This window comes from Staphylococcus schleiferi (genome assembly GCF_025558325.1).
Classification (GTDB): domain Bacteria; phylum Bacillota; class Bacilli; order Staphylococcales; family Staphylococcaceae; genus Staphylococcus; species Staphylococcus schleiferi.
This window is the reverse complement of sequence record NZ_CP094712.1, coordinates 1100442-1125044: the sequence shown is the minus strand read 5'-3', so window position 1 is coordinate 1125044 and position 24603 is coordinate 1100442. Positions and strand designations below refer to the sequence as shown.

The 24603-nt window shown below is 35.7% G+C and carries 18 protein-coding genes and 1 pseudogene; 4 read left to right on the top strand and 15 right to left on the bottom strand.

Annotation, left to right across the window (positions count from 1 at the left end; translation table 11 throughout):
* Nucleotides 1–222 precede the first annotated feature (222 nt).
* Both MUA40_RS05260 and MUA40_RS05255 read right to left on the bottom strand, forming a co-directional pair.
* The gene (locus tag MUA40_RS05260) at nt 223–1362 is read right to left on the bottom strand and encodes an HAD family hydrolase (RefSeq protein ID WP_016425349.1); all 1140 of its coding nucleotides are present in this window, start codon (nt 1360–1362) and stop codon (nt 223–225) included.
* A gap of 169 nt (nt 1363–1531) precedes the next feature.
* Nucleotides 1532–2149 carry a lysophospholipid acyltransferase family protein gene (locus MUA40_RS05255; protein WP_016425350.1) on the bottom strand — a complete coding sequence of 206 codons (618 nt, stop codon included), beginning with the start codon at nt 2147–2149 and terminating at the stop codon, nt 1532–1534.
* 154 nt (nt 2150–2303) lie between these two features.
* Between MUA40_RS05255 and MUA40_RS05250 the strand changes: the two genes are divergently transcribed.
* On the top strand, nt 2304–3578 hold the full coding sequence (locus MUA40_RS05250) for a S1C family serine protease (RefSeq protein WP_262569983.1): 1275 nt from the start codon (nt 2304–2306) through the stop codon (nt 3576–3578).
* A gap of 379 nt (nt 3579–3957) precedes the next feature.
* Here MUA40_RS05250 and tyrS read toward each other — a convergent pair whose 3' ends face one another.
* Complete coding sequence (gene tyrS, locus MUA40_RS05245) at nt 3958–5220, bottom strand: tyrosine--tRNA ligase (protein WP_126496546.1); 1263 nt, start codon at nt 5218–5220, stop codon at nt 3958–3960.
* 359 nt (nt 5221–5579) lie between these two features.
* Here tyrS and MUA40_RS05240 point away from each other — a divergent pair, with 359 nt between their 5' ends.
* Nucleotides 5580–6482: a biosynthetic peptidoglycan transglycosylase gene (locus MUA40_RS05240; RefSeq protein ID WP_167732988.1), complete on the top strand. Its 903-nt coding sequence runs from the start codon at nt 5580–5582 to the stop codon at nt 6480–6482.
* A gap of 78 nt (nt 6483–6560) precedes the next feature.
* Here the strand turns inward: MUA40_RS05240 and MUA40_RS05235 are convergent, their stop codons facing one another.
* Both MUA40_RS05235 and acsA read right to left on the bottom strand, forming a co-directional pair.
* Nucleotides 6561–8228 (bottom strand): formate--tetrahydrofolate ligase, encoded by a 1668-nt coding sequence (locus MUA40_RS05235; RefSeq protein ID WP_037559297.1) that lies wholly within the window; start codon nt 8226–8228, stop codon nt 6561–6563.
* Between the two features lie 516 nt (nt 8229–8744).
* Complete coding sequence (gene acsA / locus MUA40_RS05230) at nt 8745–10454, bottom strand: acetate--CoA ligase (RefSeq protein ID WP_126496547.1); 1710 nt, start codon at nt 10452–10454, stop codon at nt 8745–8747.
* A gap of 155 nt (nt 10455–10609) precedes the next feature.
* Here acsA and MUA40_RS05225 point away from each other — a divergent pair, with 155 nt between their 5' ends.
* Nucleotides 10610–11242 (top strand): GNAT family protein, encoded by a 633-nt coding sequence (locus tag MUA40_RS05225; protein ID WP_016425356.1) that lies wholly within the window; start codon nt 10610–10612, stop codon nt 11240–11242.
* Nucleotides 11243–11254: 12 nt separating this feature from the next.
* On the top strand, nt 11255–12409 hold the full coding sequence (locus MUA40_RS05220) for an acetoin utilization protein AcuC (RefSeq protein ID WP_167732987.1): 1155 nt from the start codon (nt 11255–11257) through the stop codon (nt 12407–12409).
* Nucleotides 12410–12491: 82 nt separating this feature from the next.
* Here MUA40_RS05220 and ccpA read toward each other — a convergent pair whose 3' ends face one another.
* From ccpA to MUA40_RS05170, 10 genes and pseudogenes are all read right to left on the bottom strand, one after another.
* The gene (gene ccpA / locus MUA40_RS05215; RefSeq protein WP_016425358.1) at nt 12492–13481 is read right to left on the bottom strand and encodes a catabolite control protein A; all 990 of its coding nucleotides are present in this window, start codon (nt 13479–13481) and stop codon (nt 12492–12494) included.
* 359 nt (nt 13482–13840) lie between these two features.
* The gene (locus MUA40_RS05210; RefSeq protein ID WP_016425359.1) at nt 13841–14932 is read right to left on the bottom strand and encodes a bifunctional 3-deoxy-7-phosphoheptulonate synthase/chorismate mutase; all 1092 of its coding nucleotides are present in this window, start codon (nt 14930–14932) and stop codon (nt 13841–13843) included.
* A 488-nt stretch (nt 14933–15420) separates the two neighbouring features.
* Nucleotides 15421–16302 (bottom strand): hypothetical protein, encoded by an 882-nt coding sequence (locus MUA40_RS05205; protein ID WP_016425361.1) that lies wholly within the window; start codon nt 16300–16302, stop codon nt 15421–15423.
* Between the two features lie 250 nt (nt 16303–16552).
* Nucleotides 16553–17014, bottom strand: a pseudogene (locus MUA40_RS05200) (DUF948 domain-containing protein); the annotation flags it as partial.
* Between the two features lie 77 nt (nt 17015–17091).
* Nucleotides 17092–18405, bottom strand: coding sequence for a UDP-N-acetylmuramate--L-alanine ligase (gene murC / locus MUA40_RS05195; RefSeq protein ID WP_016425363.1), 1314 nt, complete (start codon nt 18403–18405; stop codon nt 17092–17094).
* Between the two features lie 30 nt (nt 18406–18435).
* Nucleotides 18436–21633 (bottom strand): DNA translocase FtsK, encoded by a 3198-nt coding sequence (locus MUA40_RS05190; protein WP_262569981.1) that lies wholly within the window; start codon nt 21631–21633, stop codon nt 18436–18438.
* An 18-nt stretch (nt 21634–21651) separates the two neighbouring features.
* Nucleotides 21652–22251, bottom strand: a complete 600-nt coding sequence (gene ytpR, locus MUA40_RS05185) for a YtpR family tRNA-binding protein (protein ID WP_194369323.1) — start codon at nt 22249–22251, stop codon at nt 21652–21654.
* A 5-nt stretch (nt 22252–22256) separates the two neighbouring features.
* Nucleotides 22257–23123, bottom strand: coding sequence for a DUF1444 domain-containing protein (locus tag MUA40_RS05180; RefSeq protein ID WP_016425366.1), 867 nt, complete (start codon nt 23121–23123; stop codon nt 22257–22259).
* 92 nt (nt 23124–23215) lie between these two features.
* Nucleotides 23216–23524, bottom strand: a complete 309-nt coding sequence (locus MUA40_RS05175; RefSeq protein ID WP_016425367.1) for a thioredoxin family protein — start codon at nt 23522–23524, stop codon at nt 23216–23218.
* A gap of 11 nt (nt 23525–23535) precedes the next feature.
* On the bottom strand, nt 23536–24603 hold the full coding sequence (locus MUA40_RS05170; RefSeq protein ID WP_016425368.1) for a M42 family metallopeptidase: 1068 nt from the start codon (nt 24601–24603) through the stop codon (nt 23536–23538).

Here is a 24603-nt window from a genome sequence, read left to right as displayed (position 1 = left end):
ATTTTCTGTTGATAGTCATCTTAGCACTTTTTACGTTGGGATTAATGGCCCAATCCCTCCTTTCATATGCACTATAAACTTCTCAAATTAACTTGATAGTCATAGGGCAAAAAAACGAATCAGGAGAAGCTATCCTGACTCGTTCTTGGTTCTTGCGATCATTTAATTAATCTTTTTTATCGTCTCTTCAATCAACTTATATCGTATTTTAAGCATTGATTATTAATGTGATGATGTTAATAAATATGGTCGTATATCAAGGACATTGTCAACAAGTATCTCTGCCCCATGTTGCTTGAGTTCATCTGCTGCCTTTTGGCCTTTTAAGCCAGTTAATGTCCCTATAAATCTTGCGTTAAGCACTTTAGCACTCAATAAATCCGCTAAGGAATCACCTACGATTGTGACATAGTCTGGATGCATACGTCCTTCTTGTTCTGTTGCATAATCAAAATAATTTTCAAGCTGATTCCCTTCATATGTAGCGATATAACTAAAAGGGTTAGGCTTTCCAAGTGGTTTTAAATCAGGGAACATTTTTTCCGCTTCTAAAACTTCGCTTGCCGAAACAATATGTTGTGGATCAAATAAATCTAACAAGCCAAGTGCCTCAAAAGGAACAATCGTTTCTGTACGTGGTCTTCCCGTTGCAATTGCAATGAGATAACCTGCTTGTTTTAAATCTGTTAATAATGTTTTAATCGGCTCAATAGGTGCGAGTGCAATTTCGTGATATATGTATCCTTTTTTATATTGTGTTTTAGGCACTTTATGCTCGACTTTTTCATATAATTCATGACCTAAATACCATTCTTGATAAAGCTCTTGTGCCAAATGCCACAATGGACTTTTCATATCAAAAAGAGACGTTTGATTTGTATTAAGTTGTTCTTTCGCATGACTTTGTAAAGCTTCATAAATATGATTTTTACCAGGCTCAACATTTTCAATAAATGCCAATGGTTGTTCAAAAGAAATGTGGAAATCTGGCTTTATCTTCCCAACAGCACATAATGCATCAGCAGTCCATGTCTCACTTTGCAAAAATGCTTCCCTTTCTTTTGGCGCTAATTGTTTAAGATAGTCGATAAGATGAATTGAAAAAACGACAAATAACATATCCCAGTTTGAGTTAATACCAAGTGATTTTAATTGATTAAGAATTTGATCATTCTTAAATATTTGAGTTCTAATGTTCGCTATTGTTTCATCCGTCAATTGACTCAAATCTGTGTTGCGTTCATTTAACCCTAAATATGAAGAATGATAAAGTAATTCATAGACTGTCAATGCCGAAACATCAAAACAGCGAGATTCATCTAAAAATACACCATCGACATCAAATAATACAGCTTTTACCAATCCTACCCCTCCTCTAACTGAAAATTCTGACAAAACTATTATAACATGATTTTCTTTTAGGAAAATCCCCGTGTATCAATCTGGCTATAATTAAACCTGTTAATAGGCACTACTTTAAATAGAAACAACAGAAAAGCATCTCTTTATACTTTTCCGTTGATTTTAAAACCTATTTTTGGTTAACATATGCGTTTAATTCATCTTGCAATTGTTTTGTACGCGCGCTGATTTGCTGTGTAATATAATCAACCTTTTCTTGGCGATTTAATTCTTTAGGGATATCCGTAGTACTAATCGGTTCACCAAATTTAATATAAGCTTTTTTAGTAAATAACCCTCTAATTTGAGTAGGTCCTACATATGCTGCAGGTAATATAGGCTGTTTAGCAAGCATCGCAATCGTAGATGCCCCACGCTTTAAAGGTACTTCTTCACTCGTACGGTGACCAGATGGAAAAATTCCAACCGTTTTATTCTCTTTCAATAATTTTACGGGGATTTTTAACGTGCTCGGTCCCGGATTTTCACGATTAACTGGAAATGCATTTAACTGTGTTAAAAACTTACCAAACCATTTATTTTGAAATAGTTCTTGCTTAGCCATAAAGTGAATCTGATTCGGTAATAAAGCTACACCCAGTAAAATGATTTCATTGTAACTTTCATGATTGCATGTCACCACATACTGATTGTTTGCGGGTTGATTTTCTTTTCCTAACACCTCTAAATTTCTCAATACTTTCACAATAATGAAATCAATCACATTACCTATAATTTTATATAACATTCTCACACCTGCTTTATCATTTTTTAACCCTTTAAATTCTATCACTTCGATTGTGATTCAACAACCATTCCATAAGATACATCTAAAGTCTGATAACATCATACTGGTAATATAGATTGAAAACAATCATAATATGAATTAAAGGAGGAATTTTATGCGAGATTTTGATAATGAACAACAAAATCATGGGACACCACATGAAAACGAAAATCTAAATCAAAGAAGCAGTGATCAACGCTTCTCTTCAACTCACAGTTATAATCCACCTCCTCCACGAAAACCGAAACTGCCTTGGCTCAAAATCGTTTTGATTTCTTTAATCGCAGGATTGTTAGGCGGTTTAATAGTATTAGGCGTGGCAGGACTTTTTTCAAACGGCTCACTATTCGAAGGTCATAATGGCTCGCAAGTAAATGTGGCCAAAAATGATAATGGTGGCAATACGTTAGATGGAAAGAGCAACAAATACAAATCTGTGAATGAAATGATAAAAGATCAATCCCCTGCAATTGTAGGTGTGATCAATGAACAACAAGCACAAAGTCTTGAAGATCTGTTAAGAGGCAAATCGACTAAAGCCGAACCGACAGGAATTGGTTCAGGTGTCATTTATCAAAAAAATAATGGGGATGCATTTATTGTCACTAATAACCATGTGATTGAGGGCGCTTCTTCAATTAAAGTGCAATTACATAATTCTAAACAAGTAGATGCTAAATTAGTTGGAACAGACCCATTAACTGACATTGCTGTGCTTAAAATTAAAGACCGAGATGATATTAAGGCAATCACTTTCGCTGATTCATCAAAAGTTAAAACTGGGGATAGCGTGTTTGCAATGGGTAACCCATTAGGCTTAGAATTTTCAAATACAGTCACTTCAGGTATTATTTCTGCAAATGAACGAACAATTGAGGCTAACACTTCGGCAGGGCCAAATAAAGTCACAGTGCTTCAAACAGATGCTGCGATAAATCCTGGTAACTCTGGTGGCGCAATGGTTGATATTAACGGAAACTTAGTCGGCATTAACTCGATGAAAATTTCTGCACCTCAAGTTGAAGGCATTGGTTTTGTAATCCCAAGTAATGAAGTGAAACTTGTGATTGAAGAATTAGTTAAGCATGGCGAAGTGAAACGACCATCTATCGGTATAATCAATATTTCAGAAATACCTCAACAATATCGCAATAGTATTCACTCTGATTCTGGTATTTATGTTGCTGAAGTTCAACGTCGTGATATTGATATCAAAAAAGGTGATATCATAACAGGAATTGATGGCAAAAAGGTAGATAGTGACACAGATTTAAGATCCTATCTGTATAAAAACAAAAAACCAGGCGAACATATCACGTTAAAAATTAATCGTGACGGCAAAACTAAAGATGTGGATGTTAAATTATCTGAGTCAAATAAAACTTCATAAATGAGCTATACCCAGTCTTTACAAAAGAGCTTGGCGTAAAAACAGTTTAATCATCGGCATCATCCGAGGTTTTCGTAAAATATCACGAAAATCTCGGATTTTTTCTTGAACAGTTCCTTATTTATTTTAAAGTTAATTCAAAACTTGCTACCCAGATGATTGAAATGATACAAGCGTTGAAGTTGTCTAGTTAAGAAAAAAATCATCCCATTCAACCTAAAAGACATCAAAAAAAGCGCTACGACGGTTTTATTAAAAACCATCTTAGCGCTATTGAGTTTGGGTTTTATATCGAAATGCTTATTTATAATGCATCATATCAAAGTCAATTAAAAACGATAAGCATTAGCGAATAATGAGCCTATTTAGTTGATTTCAATTACTCAAAATTCACCATAAAGTATTTTTTCTTACCACGGCGAATAATTGTAAATGTATCATCGTAACGATCTGATTCAGATAATGTATAATCTAAAGCTTGCTGTCTTTCCCCGTTAATGTAAATTGCACCATTATTAACATCTTCACGTGCTTGACGCTTAGATGGTGAAATTTTAGTTTCTACAAGCGCGTCCACGATGTTTGTCGTTTCACGAGATAAAGTCACTTGAGGTACATCTTTAAATCCGGCTTTGATTTCTTGTGAAGTTAATGCTTTAAGGTCCCCTTTAAATAAGGCTTGAGAAATGCGTTTCGCTTCCTCTAAAGCATCCTCACCATGAATGAAGCGTGTTACACTTTCCGCTAATGTTGTTTGTGCTTTTCTCAAATGCGGTTCTGTTTGAACAGAAACCTCTAAGTCAGCGATTTCATCTTGAGATAAAAATGTAAAATATTTCAAGAACTTGATGACATCTTCATCTGTAGTGTTAATCCAAAATTGATAAAATTCATATGGGCTTGTCTTTTCTTTATCCAACCATACTGTTCCTGATTCAGATTTACCAAATTTTTTCCCATCTGCTTTAGTGACTAATGGGATAGTAAGGCCATAGACATCATTCACACCAAACATACGGCGCATTAATTCAATACCACTTGTAATGTTTCCCCATTGATCAGAGCCACCAATTTGAATTCGACAGTCATATTCACGGTTTAAATGACCAAAATCAATGGCTTGAAGAATCGTATACGTGAATTCAGTATATGAAATACCACGTTCGAGTCGTGATTGGATAGAATCTTTAGCAAGCATGTAATTGACACCCACATGTTTACCGTAATCACGTAAAAATGTTAACAATGAAATTTGTCCTAACCAGTCTTTATTGTTTACTAAAATAGGACCATTTTCAGTATTGAAATCAAACAATTGCTCCATTTGTTTCTTTATTCCTTGAACATTTCGTTCAACTTGTTCTTCAGTTTGTAATAAACGTTCTTCAGATTTACCAGATGGGTCTCCTACCATACCAGTAGCGCCACCGACAAGGACAATCGGTCTATGACCCGCATCTTGAAATCGACGTAAAGTAAGATAAGGTAAGAGATGCCCGATATGCAAACTATCAGCAGTTGGATCTGCACCACAATATAATTTGACTTTCTCTTTATTTAAAAGCGCTTCTATACCTTCTTCATCTGTTTGTTGATAAATTAAACCTCTCCAGCTTAATTCTTCTAATAATGCATTTGTCATAAAAATAACCTCCCTAATTAAAATTATCAAAAATAAAAAGCACCGCTTACATGCAAACTGTAAGGGCGCTTTGAAGCACGTTACCACCATACTTGGAACTCTTACAATGATACGTTCATTGCCAAACGATGAAATTCAATTAAGAGGTGTATTCATTAATGTATTATAATCAGTTTGCACCACCCACTGACTCTCTTGATATAATTACAAAAATTACTTGTCCTCAATTTCAATACGTTATGTAATTGCATTTTATTATATAACCTTCCAAAATCGATGTCAAATACAACTTAAAAGTGACTTCGGACACCTTTTTTAAAATATGCTATACTTTGATTAATATATGGAGGTCATGGCGTATGAAGTTAACAACAAATTATCCAAATCAAGCGACTTCATTTCTAGAGCGGTATGATTATTATTTTAAAAGAATCAAACAGACAATTTTTTCCTTTATTATATTTATATTATTAGGTCTGATTTTTCTATCCGGCCTTACTCTAGGTTACTTTGCAAGTATTGTCTCAGATGCAAAGTCGATTGATAACCATGAATTGATGCGTCAAATTACACGCCTTCCAGAACTGAACTTGGCGCATCCCGAAAAGGAGAATTTAATTGCAGTCTACAATCAACAAGAACCACCTCTAATTGCAGGTCCAGCCGAGGTGTCCCCTTATGTAACAAAAGCATTAGTCGCTTCTGAAGATGCAGATTTTTATACACATAATGGTATTCTACCGAAAGCGATATTACGTGCAATGTATCAAGATATTTTTGACACTAAATTTGCGACAGGTGGGAGCACCATTACCCAGCAACTTGTAAAAAATCAAGTACTCACGAATGAACGCACCTACGATAGAAAAGCAAAAGAAATTATGTATGCGTTGCGAATTGAGCATATTATGACCAAGCAAGAAATCATTTATACTTATTTAAATCTTGTTCCCTTTGGCTTAGATACACACGGTCAAAACATTACAGGAATTACATCTGCTTCATACGGTATTTTTGGCAAACCACCCCATGACCTTAACATCGCTGAATCAGCTTATATTACAGGGTTACTACAAAGCCCTTATGTATATACCCCTTTCACTAAAGATGGCCAGTTGAAAGATAAGCAAGCAGTTAATCTTTCTATTAACAGACAACATTATGTACTCAAACGCATGCGTGTCGAAAAAATGATTTCATCTCAACAATATCAACGCGCCCTATCCTATGATATATACAACCACCTCTATCGAACACAGTAAAAGGCAGAAATCGAAGTCAAACCCTTCTGATTCCTGCCTTATTTTTATTTAATTTAACTATTGCTTTTGCACATCCATTTAGAACAAGCCAATGGCATGGCCGTCATCTGTCACATCCATATTTAATGCGGCAGGTTTTTTAGGTAATCCTGGCATCGTCATAATCGCACCCGTTAATGCAACAATGAAACCAGCACCCGTTTTCGCCTCTAATTCACGAATTGTAATTTCAAACCCAGTCGGTGCACCTAATCGTGTTTGATCATCTGAGAAAGAATATTGTGTCTTTGCCATACATACTGGATAGTGATCCCAACCATTTTCTTTAAATTGTTGTAATTGTTTTTGTGCTTTTGAAGAAAATGTCACTTTAGAACCACCATATATTTCCTTAACGATTTTTTCGATTTTTTCTTCAAGCGGTGACTCCAATTCATAAAGTCGTTTAAAGTCATTTGGCGTATTGACGACTTCTAACACTTTTTCTGCTAAATCAACGCCACCTTTACCGCCTTTTTCCCACACTTCAGTCAGAGAAAGACGTACATTGTTCGCTTTAGCCCATTGTTCAACATACTCAAATTCGGCTTCTGTGTCGTGGATAAACGCATTCAAAGCTACAACGGGTTCCACACCAAATTTACGAATATTGTTAACATGACGCTCTAAATTTTGAATACCTGCTTTTAATGCATCTACATTTTCTTCTTTTAGTTGATCTTTCGCTACACCACCATGCATTTTTAGCGCACGTATTGTTGCAACAACGACAACTGCATCAGGTTCAAAGCCAGCTTTTCTTGATTTAATGTTAATAAACTTTTCAGCACCTAAGTCTGAACCAAAACCTGCTTCTGTGACGACGATATCAGCTAAGTCACGTGCTGTTTCAGTTGCGATGATAGAGTTACAACCATGTGCAATATTCGCGAATGGTCCACCATGTACCAATGCAGGTGTTCCTTCAATTGTTTGAACAAGGTTTGGCTTAATCGCATCTTTTAAAATCATCGCTAAAGCACCTTCAACTTCTAAATCTCTAACAGTGACAGGTTGACGATCACGTGTATAGCCAATTGTAATCTTAGCAATATTTTCTTTTAAATCTTTTATTCCTGTGCTTAAGCATAATATTGCCATAATTTCAGAAGCCACCGTAATATTAAAACCATCTTCACGTGGTACCCCTTGCGTTGGACCACCAAGACCAACAATGACTTGACGTAATGCTCTATCGTTCATGTCCAACACACGTTTCCATTCAATACGTCGTTGATCAATACCTAATGCGTTTCCTTGATGAATGTGATTATCAATAAATGCAGATAAAGCATTATTGGCTGTAGTAATCGCATGAAAATCGCCATTAAAATGAAGGTTAATGTCTTCCATCGGCAACACCTGTGCGTATCCGCCTCCTGTTGCGCCGCCTTTAATACCAAATGTCGGACCTAAGGCAGGTTCACGTAAAGCAACCATGACATTTTGATTAATTTGCTTAAATGCATCAGCAAGACCAACCGTTACAGTTGATTTACCTTCACCAGCTGGTGTAGGACTCATCGCAGTCACTAAGACTACTTTACCTTTCGTCCCCTTCGTTGCTACTTTAGAAATGTCAATTTTTGCTTTATAATGCCCATATTGTTCTAAGGCATCCTCAGAAATACCTGCACGTTCAGCAATTTCTTGAATTGGTCTTAATGTCGATTGGTTCGCAATTTCCAAATCTGATAAATGACTCACCATAGTCAACCCCTTTAAAAATTTAGTGTTAGTATGTAAATCAATGTTTAGAAACAGAACAGCATGTGAAAAATTGAACTCAACGCGAATATTCAATCTACATCACTTAACTGTAAGAAAGAGAGTGTGTATATATTACCCGCCCTTTATCACTCATCATAACGGACAATGATGACAATGTCGAACAAAATATCAAACATATTTTGGAAAACCTCACACTTAAATCCTTGTATTTTTATTCGGCAATAATGTTTTTTTAATCCCTTATAATACTAAGCCTAATCAATCAGTCCCCTTAAAATATAAAAATAAAGTAAATCGTCTTTAAAAAATGAAAAAATCTTTAAACAGCGTCTTGATTGACAATATCATTTTATTGTCCTCCCCAAAATAAAGATGACTAGAATTGAGCAAAGCTTTAACTATCCAAGCCTTGCACAATCTAGACATCTTTATGCATTTCATGCTGCTATTGATTTAAATTTATAAAGTTCGATGAATTTTTCAATAAACACTTTAATCTTCCATTGTGCTTAAATCACCAGTTGGCAAATCTAATTCCCAAGCTTTAAGCACACGACGCATAATTTTACCTGATCGCGTTTTAGGCAGTTTTTCCTTAAATTCGATTTCTCTCGGTGCAGCATGTGCAGCAAGCCCTTCTTTAACAAATTTCCGAATATCTTCTTTCAATGCGTCAGAAGGTTCGTATCCTTGACGAAGTGCAACAAAAGCCTTGATAATCTCTCCACGTACAGGATCGGGCTTCCCAATAACACCCGCTTCAGCAACAGCTTCATGCTCGACTAACTTAGATTCAACTTCAAATGGGCCCACTCTTTCACCAGCTGTCATGATGACATCGTCAACACGACCTTGGAACCAGAAATAACCATCTTCATCTTGATATGCGGAATCACCCGAAACATACCAATCACCAATAAAGTAAGAGCGATATTTCTCAGGATTTTTCCAAATTTCACGCATCATTGACGGCCAACCTTTTTTTATCGCCAAATTCCCCATGCGATTTGGTGGTAAGATATGACCTTCGTTATCGATAATTGCAGCTTCAATACCTGGTAACGGTTTACCCATCGAACCTAATTTAATATCCATATTGCGATAATTAACAATCATGTGACCACCAGTCTCTGTCATCCACCATGTATCTAAAACACGTTTATGATAAACTTTTTTAGCCCATTTAATGACCTCAGGATTCAAAGGTTCACCTACAGATAAAATACTTTTAACAGAGGAAAGATCATATTTTGCCACCAAATCATCGCCAGCACTCATTAACATTCTTAAAGCAGTCGGTGCTGTATACCAAATGGTCACATTGAAATCCTCAATCATGCTGTACCAACCCTCAGGTGAAAAGCGGCCACCAGCAATACAGTTTGTGACACCATTTAACCACGGTGCAAAAATACCGTAAGATGTACCAGTAACCCAACCTGGATCAGCAGTACACCAATAAATATCATCTTCATGAAAGTCTAAAACATAACGACCTGAAATATAATGTAACAACATTGCGTTCTGAACATGTAATACACCTTTTGGTTGACCTGTCGATCCCGATGTATAATGTAATATTAAACCATCTTCACGGTTTAACCATTCGATGTCGAATGACGTATCCGCCTCGGCCAATGCTTGATTAAAATCGACATAATCAGCTTCAACGTGGTCATCTACAACCACAATTGTTTCTAAATGCGGCAGTTGGTCTTTAGGAATTCGAGATAATAGTTGATTCGTTGTAATAATAACCTTAGCGTCACTATTTTCTAAACGATCCTTCACTGCTTTTTCCATAAATGCTTCAAATAACGGTCCAACAATTGCACCTATCTTAAGAATACCAAAGAAAGCGAAATAGAGTTCAGGCGTTCTTGGCATAAAAATAAAAACGCGATCTCCTTTTTGAACATGCGCTTGTTCTTTGAGCACATTTGCGGCTTGATTTGTTTTATCTTGCATTTCTTTAAATGTGTAGCTTTCTTTTCGATTCTCATCTTTATAATTTAAAGCAATTTTATCCGCTTTACCTTCATTCACATGGCGATCGATACATTCATATGCCATATTGACCTTTCCAGTTTCATACCACGAAAAAGCTTTTTCGACTTCTTTCCAATCGAAATTTTGATATGTTTCTTGATAATTCGTTAGGTTGAAATCTCCTTGTTCCCCTTTGTATACTTCGACTTTCATCACGAGTACCCCCTTTTGTAATCGCTTTCAAAAATATTATAGCGTACTCGACTATTGTTTTCAAAATATTATACTTATTCTGACTACAAGATGAAAATTCACAAAAGTTACATTATAATAAATGTAGTGTAATACGTAAGAAAGGAGCTACCGTCATGTCTCATGTAAAAACATACGAATTTGAAAGTTACGAAAAAGCTGGTCAAACCTTTGTGATTGAAGGTCCTGTTTCAAAAGATTATCTACAAACAATGACATTTGACGAAGGACTTGATGCGTTTCGTATACCCATTGCGCAATTCGAAGCCATCCAAGATATAAGTACTTTAGACGAAGGTCGCATTTATATCATTAGAAAAGCCCAGCATATTATTGGTTATGTCACTTATTTATATCCTGATCCAATGGAAAGATGGTCAACAGGAAATCTCCCTTATTTACTTGAATTAGGTGCTATAGAAATTAGCCTACCCTATCGTGGTCTAGGATTAGGAAACGCGTTATTAAAAGTCAGTACACGCAGTCCTGAATTTGAGGATTACATTGTCATCACAACTGAATATTATTGGCATTGGGATTTGAAAAATTCTGGTTTAGATGTTTTTGAATATAAAAAACTGATGCAAGCAATGATGTCGCATGGCGGATTGGAAGTATTTGCTACAGATGACCCTGAAATTACGAGTCATCCTGCAAACTGCTTAATGGCTCGAATTGGCAAAAATATAACAGTCGATCAAATGACAGAATTCGACAATATACGGTTTATGAATCGTTTCTTTTTCTAGGGGGTGTGTGGCATGAAAGAACAGTCACAACAAACAGGTTATGTCTATTCAGACGCGCTTTTACGGTATCGCTTCCATAATAAACATCCATTTAATCAAATGCGTGTTAAGTTAACCACCGAATTATTAAAAGCAACGGGTTACTTGTCAGATTCACAGATTATTAAGCCAAGACAAGCCACAACAAATGAGATTGCAACCGTTCATAATTATGACTATATTGAAGCCGTAAAACGTGGGGAAAAGAATATTTTAACTATTGACGAACAACAAAAATATGGTTTAGGGGATGAGGATACACATATATTTTCAACGATTCATCGTAGCACAGCTACCATTATCGGAGGCGGATTGAATCTGGTTGATGCCATCATGACAGGCCAGTTTAGAAATGGTTGTCATCTTGCTGGAGGGCTTCATCATGCACACGAAGGACGAGCAAGTGGTTTTTGTGTTTATAATGATGCAGCCATTTACATGAAATATCTCAATGAACGATACCATCAACGCGTATTGTACATTGATACTGATGCGCATCATGGGGATGGTGTGCAATGGCGTTTTTTTACTTCAAATCAAATTATGAATTATTCAATTCATGAAACAGGAAAATTTTTATTTCCTGGTTCAGGACACTACACTGAGAGAGGCACCGATCAAGGTTTTGGCTATTGTATCAACGTGCCTTTAGAACCTTATACAGAGCATGATTCTTTTATCGATGTCTTTAAAAAAACAGTAGGAAAGGTTGCAGAAGCATTTCAACCTGATTTCATTGTGAGTGTCAATGGTTCAGATATTCATTATTTAGATCCACTGACACATATGAGTTGCAACTTAAATACACTTTATGAAATCCCTTATATTATTACGGATTTAGCAGAAAAATATTGTGACGGAAAGCAAATCATGTTAGGCGGTGGTGGTTATAATATTTGGCGTGTCGTACCTAGAGCTTGGAGTCATATTTATTTAAGCTTAATACACCAACCACCGTTATCAGGAAAATTACCAGAAGCTTGGCTGAACAAGTGGCGCCATTATAGTCCTGTTCCAATTCCTGAATACTGGGAGGAACAGTTTGAAGATTATCAAGAAATTCCAAGAAGAGAAGCCATCACGAAACAGAATGAACAAGTGGCCTCTAACATTTTAAGCTGGTTTTAATAACCAAAATCTTAAAAAAATAGCTGTGAAGAAATCTATTTTCATAAATGTCTTCACAGCTTCTTTGAGTTTGAATTGAATATTAGCGTGTCGTACCACGATATTGAATTTTATGTGGCAAAATAACGTTATGATCTTCAATATCTTCGTTATTCATATATTTAGTAAGTAAACGCATCCCTACCGCACCAATATCGTATAAAGGTTGAATGACGCTTGATAATTGTGGCCGTACCATTTCAACTAAGCGTGTATTGTTAAAGCTAACAACTTGAATATCTTTAGGTACTTCTAGACCATAATCTAAAGCGGCGTGAACAATGCCTATTGCTTGTTCATCACTAATAGACAACACAACATCTGGACGATATTCACTTAATTTCTCAAATGCGCGTAACCCATCTTTATAAGTTTCATTTCCTACATATAACAGATGTTGATCCACAGATAAATTATGTTTTTCTAACGCCTTTTTAAGTCCATCATATGCATCTTCTTGTGCTTTTTTTGAATAGCCTCCACCCACAAAAGCAAATTTCGTTGCACCTGATTGAACAAGCTTTTCAGTGACTTCTTCACTTGCTTTAACAAAATCAATATTAACTGAAGCAATACCGTCGTCTTTACCATTCGTACCAGAAACCACAACCGGTATTGAAGCGCGGCTAATTTGTTCTTTAATATCTTCCGTTAAAGTGCCCCCAAGAAAGATAATACCATCTACTTGTTTACTTAATAAATTATTAAAAATCTCTTTTTCCTTTTCAGGATCGTTATCAGAGTTTGATATGATTGTATGATATTTATACATCGTTGCAATATCTTCTAGACCTCGCGCTAATTGAGAGTAATAGATATTAGAAATATCAGGGATGATAACGCCAACTGTCGTCGTACGCTTACTTGCTAAACCTCTCGCAACGGCATTAGGTCTATAGTTTAAACGTTTAATAACCTCGTTTACTTTATCTCTTGTTTCAGGTTTTACATTTTGATTCCCATTCACAACTCTTGACACTGTTGCCATCGAGACACGTGCTTCTCGAGCAACATCATAAATGGTTACAGTCATATTGAAAGTCCCTCCTCGAAAACGCTTTATTGTTTATTTTAATACGTTTTCATGTCATTTTCAAAGTTTATCATAAATTGACAAATTTAGAAATCTAAAACGCTTTCTTGTCAAATTTTTGTCATATTTAAAAATAATATTATAACGTAATTATTGTCAAAATGATATATATACTCATTGTTTTATTGATATCTTATTTTCTTTTCTATCAATATATATAATGGAAATAATTATTTTAAATATAAAGCACCAAAAGCGACGAAACCATTCATCAAAAAATAGCTTCGCCGCTTAGGAAAAATCATATTGAATTTTAGCTTGGTTTGTCTTGGTTTTTTATAAAGGTTGTTACACAAAAATTATTTAATCTTTTGTTGATTATATAAATCTGACAGCGGTTTGAGTACATTGTAGAATGCATCAAATTCATTTAAATCCATTTGCTGACCACTATCACTTAACGCAACAGAAGGTTCAGGGTGTACCTCAGCCATAACACCATCCGCACCTACAGCTAATGCTGCCTTAGCAGTTGGTAACATAATGTCTTTTCTTCCTGTACTATGTGTCACGTCAACCATAACTGGTAAATGTGTGCCTTGCTTCAAAATTGGAACAGCAGAAATATCTAAAGTGTTACGCGTTGCTTTTTCGTATGTACGAATACCACGTTCACATAAAATAATATTTTGGTTACCTTCTGAAGCAATGTATTCAGCTGCATAAACAAATTCTTCAATTGTTGCGGATAATCCACGTTTTAACAAAATTGGTTTTTTCGTACGACCAGCTTCTTTTAACAATTCGAAGTTTTGCATATTTCGTGCACCGATTTGAAATACATCTAAATATTGATCTGCAATTTCAAAATCGTTTGGATGTACAATTTCACTGACAACATTTAAATCATATTTATCTTTAATTTGTTTTAATATTTTAAGGCCTTCTTCTCCTAATCCTTGGAAATCATACGGAGATGTACGTGGTTTAAATGCACCACCACGAATGAATTTTTCACCTTTGGCGTGTAAATTCTTAGCAACAGCTTCAACTTGTTCATATGATTCTACAGAACAAGGGCCAAATACAAATGATTTTACACCTTCTCCTATAATGCCACCATTATCAAAATGAACAATGGTATCTTCAGGTTTCAGTTTACGAGAAACATAGAGGTGCTTTTCATTATCTGACTTTTGTAAATCTGTTGAGGCTTTAAATATTTCTTTAAACAGTTGTTTAATTACATTATCATTAAATGGACCTTGGTTTTTATCAATTAATGTATTGAGCATTTCTTTTTCACGTTGCGGATCATAAACTACTGTGCTTTGTTTACGTTTTTCCTCACCGATTTTTTGAGCAAGCTCTCCACGTTTTGATAATAAATCTAAAATTTGTCCATTGATATCTTCAATCTGCTTTCTGTATGCTTCTAATTTACTTGTCATATCTTTCACCTCAACCAATCATTTTCTAACTTGCTTTAAAGCAATAAAACTTCAAGTGGATATTGAGTATATTATCAATAATATCCCTTAATTTCAACCCATTCTCCACAATAATATATAAACATAAACTACTAATTATTAAAACTGTAGAATATATTGCGCAGTAAGTCAATGTATTTTGACAGAAAATTTAAAATTTAATATCAATTATACCATTTTCTAGTTTTATTATAAACTTTTCTTGCATCAGAGAAAACGATTCAGATTTGTGGGCACATTTTAGTTGAGTTGAGGATATTGAATGGCTTAAACAATGAGCAATAAGCCTAATTTAAAATAGAATTAGCGGAAACGACAAATTGAGGCTGTTGCATCTCATAAAGTGAAGTCATATCATAAAAAAGCGCTAAAACGATTTTCTATTAAAAATCATCTTAGCGCTATTATTTTTGAGATTAATGTCTCATTTTCGTTATTTTAAATTGATGTTATTTATTGTTGAAAGTATGTTTGTCTACTTTACTATTTGTTTTTTTAGCTTCTTCAGATACAGCTTGATTATGTTCAGATGAAAGTTTAAAGTCATCTTTTTGTTTGTTCTCTTTATGAGAAGTATCATGCGTAATCACACCATTTTCAAATTGTGCTTCACTATGCGGTTGCGGTTTATTTGATGATTGTGCTGTAGCATGTGCCTGGCTATCTGATTTTTGACCTTTATCATCTACTTGTGCTTTACCATTGTTTTGATCAGCAGCTTGACCCGCTAAACGATCTGAATCGACTTCATTACGAATCGCGCGTTGTTGTGCTGCAACGGTATCATCTTGTACAGCTTGTTTGTTTTGCGTTTTTGTAGCTGTTGATGATTGAGAATTTTCTTGTTGAACAGGCGTAGCAGCCGCTGTTGCTACACTTTCATTTTTATGATTTTTTAGGTCAGTAGACTTTGTTGATTGATCATGATTACGCGTAGGTTGTTCTAAACGATCTGAATCCACTTCGCTTCGAATCGCACGACGTTGCGCTTCTAGTTCTGAAGACGTTACGTTCTCTTTATTTTCAGGTTTTTGTGTAGCACTTGCTTTTTCATCTCTAATTTGTCTTGCTTGCGCTTTAAGTGCTTCTGCTTTACGTTGTGCTTCTTCTCTCAATTGTACAGATTGTTCGTTGACGTTCACAGTTTGATTGCGATTTTTATTCTTTCTTTGTGCTGATCCTGGTTTTAAAACAATACCTAACGCACTTCCTAAAATAGCACCTGCTACAAAGCCGAATACGAAATCTAAACCTTTGTTTCCTTCTTCATAATGAGGCACTTCATAACTTTCTAAACCTTTAGTGTATAAGTCTCGATTATATTTTTCCATCCAATCGTCCCCTCCTATTAATAAATGCACTTAAATCAAGTATTAAACTCATTTAAGTGCATTCTGTTTAAAGCCTATTCAAAATCTGAACTTATTATTTGTGTTTAGAATCAGAGTCATTTAAAGTCGTATACTTTGTATTTACTGATTCTGGGTCAGTTGAGAAATCGTTTAAGTCTTTATTTTTATATTCATTATTCACTAATTCATCGTTAGATAAAGAATGTGAATGTTGATGACCTTGGCCACGATTTGCATCATCTGCTACGTTGTTCGTTTTATAAGCTGCACTTCCACGGCGGCTTTTTCTATTTTGCCATTTATCAGCAATTTCCATTGCAACATTAGACCATTGAACAACTTGTGAAATTTTGTCTTCGTTCTGTGAAATGTTATGTGTAATTGAGTGAGTTACACGATCCACTGAACCGTTTAATGTTTGCACTGAATCACCAATACCTTTTACTGCGTCAACCACAGAGTTTAAGCGATTTGCTTTGTCTTGGATATCTTCAGTTAAACGATTTGCTTTGTGTAGCAGGTCAGTTGATTCACGTGTAATCCCTTGAATTTGACCTTCAACACCATCAAGTGTTTTAGCCACATGGTCCAAGTTCTTTTTAACAGAAACCAATACAGCTACGATACCAATACACAAGATTAAAAATGCAATTGCTGCGATGATTCCTGCAATAGGTAAAATCCATTCCATTCGTAAACGCCTCCTAATGACATTAAATAATATGCTATTTATTTTACTTTAATACCCAACCTCTTGAAACTCAAACATTAAAACCCATGTTCAACACTAACTTTTTCCATGTATGCTTTGAGAATCTTTTGAATGTCTCCTGCACCCATAAAAAGAAGTACAGCATCGTCATGTTTCTCTAATTGGTCAACATTATCTTCTGAAATCAAGTGTGCCCCATCAATCCGTTGTAATAAGTCTTCAATTGACAATTCACCTTGATTTTCACGAATGGAACCAAAAATATCACACAAATAAGTTTGATCTGCATCACTTAACACATCTGCAAACTCTTGTAAAAATGCTTTTGTTCGAGAGAAAGTATGTGGTTGAAAAATCGCAACCACTTCTTTATTAGGATATTTTTTTCTAGCTGTCTCAATTGTAGCACTAATTTCTCTTGGATGGTGGGCATAATCGTCTACTAATACTTGATTTTGTACAAATGTTTCATTAAAGCGACGTTTTACACCACCGAAAGTAATCAACGCTTCTTTAATATTGTCTACATCTAACTTTTCAAGGTAACTTACAGTTAATACAGCCAAGGCATTTAAAATATTGTGATCACCATATTGTGGTGAGACAAAATGATCATAATACTCACCTTTAATATAAACATCGAATGCTGTTCCTTTATCTGTAACTTCGATATTTTGTGCAGAAACATCCATTGATGGATCGAAGCCATAATAATAAACTGGAATATTCACATTAATTTCTTTAACGTAAGGATCATCACCCCATGCGATAATCGCCTTTTTAACATTGTTTGCCATCCCTTGGAAAGCATTAATGACATCATCCACATCTTTGAAATAATCTGGATGATCAAAATCGATATTCGTGATAATCGCATAGTCTGGTTGATAACTTAGAAAATGACGTCGGTATTCACAAGCTTCAAAAGCGAAATACTCACTTTGAGGCAGCCCCATACCTGTACCGTCACCAATTAAAAATGACGTCTTTTTATCACCATTCATTACATGAGACAACAAACCAGTCGTTGAAGTTTTGCCGTGCGCACCTGTCACTGCAACGGATATGTACTGGTTGATGACTTCGCTTAAAAAATCGTGATAACGAATCACTTTTAAACCGAGTTCATGTGCACGAGCGATTTCTTCATGTGAATCATTAAATGCATTACCTTGAATAATGGTTAACCCCTCAGTAATATTATCCGCGGTAAATGGTAATATTTTAATCCCCTTATTTTTTAATGCAATTTCAGTAAAAACGTACTGGTCTATATCTGATCCTTGAACATCATAGCCCAAATCATAAATAATTTGCGCTAATGAGCTCATCCCAGCACCTTTAATACCAACAAAATGGTATTTCGTCATTGTTTCATCGCTCCTTTCTCTTTTTCCACACTAAAGCTCATTTAATTCAGACTCTGTAAGATATACATCACGTGGTTTTGATCCATTTGCCCCAGAGATAAAACCCAGTTGTTCTAATTGATCAATGATACGTGCTGCTCGATTATAACCGATTTGAAAATGGCGTTGTATTAAGGAAGTTGAAATATGGTTTTCTCGTACCATAAATGCGCATACGTCATCGAATAATTCATCCTTAACAGGTGCTTCCGTTTTTTGTAATAACTCTTGCTCTTGGAATAAATATTCAGGCTCTCGTTGTGATTTAATAAAATCAACCACAGCATCAATTTCATCATCTGACACAAAAGTTCCTTGAACACGTATCGGCTTATTCATGCCACCACCAAGATACAACATGTCCCCATAACCAAGAAGGCGTTCGGCGCCACCACTATCTAAAATGGTTCTAGAATCCACACTCGATGATACCATAAATGCAATTCGAGTAGGTATATTTGCTTTAATCAATCCCGTAATGACATTGACTGATGGTCTTTGTGTTGCCACTAACATATGAATACCACATGCACGTGCTTTTTGTGCCAATCGTGCAATAGATTGCTCTACATCTTGAGGCGCCATCATCATTAAATCTGCAAGCTCATCTATGACAATCACAATTTTAGGAATGCGTTGATCATAGGACACTTTTTTGTTGAATGCTGATATGTTACGGACATGTGCTTGTGCAAAAAGCTTATAACGTCTTTCCATTTCATCCACAGCCCACTTCAAACTTTGCGTCGCAGCTTTTACATCTGTAATGACTGGTGCAACGAGATGTGGTAAATCATTATAAGGTGCAAGTTCAACCATTTTAGGGTCAATTAAAAGTAGTTTTAATTCTTCTGGATGGTTTCTATACAACAATGAAATTAAAATACTGTTAATAGAGACAGATTTACCTGAACCCGTGGCACCTGCTATTAAAGCATGCGGTGTTTTAGCTATATCCATAAGTAACGGTTCGTTATTGATTCGATTTCCCATTGCAACTGTTAATTTTGATTCCGCATTTTTAAATACTTGTGTATCGATAATCGATCTTAAATTAACTTTTGTCGCATGTTGATTAGGGACTTCTATACCTACCAAACTTGTACCCGGTATAGGGGCTTCAATACGTATATCTTTCGCTGCAAGCGCCATTTTAATATCATCTTGCAAAGCAGTGATTCTTGAAACCTTTACCCCTCTTTCAACAGATAATTCAAAACGTGTCACACTTGGACCTTCGATAACATTGACAACTTCTGCTGGAACATTGAAATAATAAAAGGCATCGTTTAACTCTTGTTTTTTCTCAGAAATCCAGGCTTCATCACGTTCTTGAATTTCAGGCTCATCCAGTAGTGCAATACTTGGCAAATTCAAATTAGGCCCACGTCGAACAACCTTTTCTTCTTGTTTTGATGCTGTAGATTGGGTATCTTCAACAAAATTTTGATTATGTACCGTCGTCATTGAAGATTCAACTTCTCGTTGCTCTGACGTAGTAGACAAATCTTCATTAACAGATGTTTGTTGCGTTGGATTGTCAGCAATTACTGCACCTTGTGTATTTTCATTTGAAATTGCATCTTCCGCTTGTGATGATTGTTGATGTCTATCATCTTTCACTTCGTTATGACTTGGATTGAACTGTTGGATTTTCTTTTGTCGATCCATAATTCTTTTTTTATCTGACGGTGTCATAACAACATTAAAAGGCTTGCTTCCTTTACGTATCGGCGTGATAGTCGGTTTTGTTTGCTTTTTATCAGTTGTCGCATTGACTTTATCGTCATTTGATTGACTTTCTTCATCATTAGAATCTGTCGTTTTTTGGACCTCTACATGATTGGATTCATTCGTTTTATCACGATGAAGCTCTGGTTTTAGCACAGGTTCTAACTGGACGGTATCTTTAGCTTTTACATCCTTATCCTCAAAGCTCGCCACAGTGTTTTCATTTTCTTCATTATCCTCATTGTCAGAGGCATTACTCATATCTGTGGCATTACTATCCATTGCATCATTCTCATTTTCTTGATGCCATTCACTTTCAAAATTGTCTTCATAGTCTTCTAATGCCGTATTATCAGTCGTTTCCTCAGATGTTTGTAATTCTCGCGGTTGTTGTACTGACAAGTCCTCAGCTGTCTCTACACTTGCAGAAGATGGCTCATCAAATTGTGCCAAATCAACTTCTTCATACGTATAATCATGATTCTGATCTTGTGATTCAGTTTCTTCAACATTTAATTGTGGCGTATCTTCAGCCGTTGTAGGAACGTCATCATCGGCGTCCTCTATAGATGTATCATATTGCTCACCTAATAACTGACGTGCTTGTGCCGAATGCATATCGTCAATCGCTTTTTGCAGCTCATTTTGTGTATCATTCGCTTGATGTTCACGTTTTTTCTTAAGTTCCTCTTGAAAACGTTTCTTTTGTAGCACTTTTTTCTCGCGTTCACGACGAATTTCTTCAACAATTTGAGACGCATAAATATTTTCAATATTAACGGTGTTACTTCTTGGACCAGAAGGTGTACCTTTTTGAGAATTTTGTGCTTTGCTATTTGATTGAGTTTCGTTTTTATTGCTTGAACTTGTTGATTTGACCTTTGATGCTTCATGCGTATCTTCAGCATGACGCGTGCCAGGTGGTTGCTTTAATCCACTATTTTCAATTTTCTTATGTTGTTTTGTTCCAAATATCGCTGAAGGTACCTCACTTGCTCTAAATTCCTTCTGGTGATAATTTGGCTTTTCAGGAAAATGATTTTTAGCATGGCGTGTATATTGCGATCCGACATGCTGATTTTTATGATAACGCTGATTGTTGGAATATTGAATGTTATCTTGTTTAGATACTTGTTCAGAGGCTTGCGATGGTTGCTGATGCATACCGCGATGACGACGCTGTTTACGATCTGTAATTAAAGTGTGTGGTGTATGTTGTGACACGTTTTCTTTATGTTGTTTAGCTGTTGCAGTATGATCTTGTGTTGGCTCTCTATGTTGCTCATACATATGAATTGGAAAGCGGAATTTACCTCTTGGTCTTTGGTAAATATCGTTACTTTGCGGTACAAGATCACTTTTAATTTGACTTTTCTGTTGCTCGCTTTTTCTTCGTTTTGAACGTTGTGATGAATAGCTTTTATCATCTTCACCAAATAATTGATCAAACCAGCTCATTGATTTCACAACCTTCCTTTATTCATCGAAAAATGGTTGACCTACTTTATAACTATCTTCTAAAACCATGATTCCTTTCTCTTGCGGCGCATTAGGCAAGTTCAGTTCTTTCATTGAACAAACCATACCACTTGAAGCGACACCTCTTAGCTCAGCGTCTTTAATAATCATACCACTTGGCATTACAGCTCCAACTTTGGCAACAACAACTTTTTGACCTTGCTCAATGTTTGGTGCACCACAGACGATTTGTAACGTTTCAGAACCCACATCAATTTGACAAACGCTCAGTTTATCAGCATCTGGGTGCTTTTCTTTTGATTGTACATAACCTACTACAAATTTCGGAGATAAATCCGCTTCAAGTTGATAATCCAAATCTGTTTCATCAATCATTTTTTGAATGTCATCAATATGTGATGCCGTCAATTTAATATGACCTTTTCCAGAAAGGCTCAAGTGATTTGTCGCATTGAAAAGGTTAAAGCCGACGATCTCACCTTCTTTTTTTATTGCAACGACATCTCCATAACTTTCATATTCAAATGGTCCTTCCACTTGATCAATTTGTAAAAATGCAACGTTTCCAACTCCTGTTGGGTTATAAAATAAATTCATATTCATTACTCCTCATTTTGATTATCATTATCTTTAGTTGCGCGTAAGTGATGTACGACATTAGGATGTGCTTGATTTTTAGGCTTATTATTTTTACCTAAAATGAAGATAGGTTCGAAGTGCCCCTCTTGATAAGCAAACGAAAGTGAGGTTATCGGAACTAATCCTTTAGCAAAAAAGTCCATAGTAATATGTGCCATCACGTCATAACCTGTTTTGTTCCGTATATCTGCAATAATGAGCACATCTTGATGTGGAACGGCGACTAACATTTCACCCTGGCATCGTTCTTCAAATTCACTTAATAGCTTTGCGTTCATGATGCGACTTGCATCATAGCCATCATTTTGATTAATAAAATAAAAGATATTCCCTTTTACTTCATCTGTCGTAAACGTATTATCAAGTTTACGTACGTTAAACATCGCCATTTCTTTAATTTGTTGTTTGGACAACTTTAAAGATGTCATAAGTGTTTCATCAATGAGACGATACGATTTTCCTAGATCAAGAGCAAAATAAATACGTGTTTCAGCAGTATGCGGTTCAGTAATAAACACTTTTCCATCATCTGTTTTCTCATTAAAACTTGTCGAACGTATGACAGGCATCACACGTATTTCATCTAATGCTTTATAGGATTCATCTTTCATTTGATGAATGGTTTCTTCAATGTAATAAATAATTTCATCAACAATATTTTCTTGCCCTTTGTTGAATTTAGCAACAATTGGGGAAAGTTTAACTGTTAAGCCTTTATGATTATCAGTTCGATAAATTCTCAAAGATTCTTCTTTACGATTAAATTGATATTGAACCTCTAAATCTTCTAATCGTGACTTAATCAAATCTCTCATTTTAAAGACATTCATTTTTTCACTCCTAATTTCATGCCTTTTATTAGTTTACAATAAATATACCCTTAGGACTAGAGAAAAACTATGTCCCAAGGGTTAAAATCTATTTAAAATTGACTCAAAAATTCATCGATTTGTTCTACTGTTTTTCGTTCTTTTCCAATATAAGAACCCACTTGCTTACCATTTTGATAAACTAAGAAACTTGGAATGCCCATAATACCGTGCTCAATCGCTAAATCAATGAATTGATCTCGATCCACTTTTACAAAGTCAAATTGTTGGTACTTTTCTTCCAGTCCAGGTAAACCCGGCTCAATGACATGACAATCTGGACACCAACCTGCACTAAATAAGAAAACGGTATTTTTTTGCGCAAATGCATTAAATTGTTGTTCACTTTCTAATTGAATCATCACTATCACTCCTATTGATATTGTAATCGTTCTATCGTTTCATCATCTAATTGACGGATAGACGCCGTTAACCATGCATTCGCTGCTTGATAATCACGAATATCAAAAACAGCATCCACACTATGAATATATCTTGCACACACGCCAATCACAGCAGTTGGCACACCAATATTCGATTTATGAATTACACCGCCGTCAGTACCACCAGGTGAGATATAATGTTGATATTGAATCTGGTGTTCTGCTGCAATTTGTTGTAAATAAGATTTAAAGGCTGGTTTGAGTAGCATCGTACCATCTTTAATTCGTAACAGCGCCCCTTCTCCTAGTACACCCGAAAGACCTTGTCGCCCTTTCATATCGTTAGCAGGTGAGCAATCAACAACAAAAGCGACATCTGGATTAATCAGACGAGCAGCCGCTTCAGCACCTCGTAAACCTACTTCTTCTTGTACATTCGCGCCAACATATAAATCAAAATCTAATTCAACGTCTTTAAGTTGTTCGAGTAATTCTAGACCGATGACACAGCCGTATCGGTTATCCCATGCTTTTGCTGCATATCGGTGTTCAGACAACTGTAATAATTCTGTGTGCGGTACAATAGGGTCTCCTAATTGTACGCCTCGCTTTAAAACATCCTCTTTAGAACTTTCTCCAATATCTAAAAGTAAATCTTCAATGCGTGGCGCGCCTTCTTGTCCTGTTCTAAAGTGGCTTGGTATATTCGCCACTACACCGATGATTTCTTCATTTTGTTGTGTCAAAATTTTAAGACGTTGCCCTTGCCAAATATCATTTGCCACTCCACCAAGGGCCGTAAATTTAATCAAACCTTGTGCGGTTACTTCTGTGATCATAAATCCAATCTCATCCATATGGGCTGCAACCATTACACGTTTCGCATTTTTATTTTTACTTTTCTTTACACCGTAAAATCCGCCCATTCGATCATATACAAATGTATCAACATAAGGTGTCATACTCGCTTTCATATATTCACGTACGCGATGTTCAAAATTAGGAGCACCGTGTAGTTCCGTTAAAGTCTTAATTTTTTCAATCGTACTTGTTGTCAT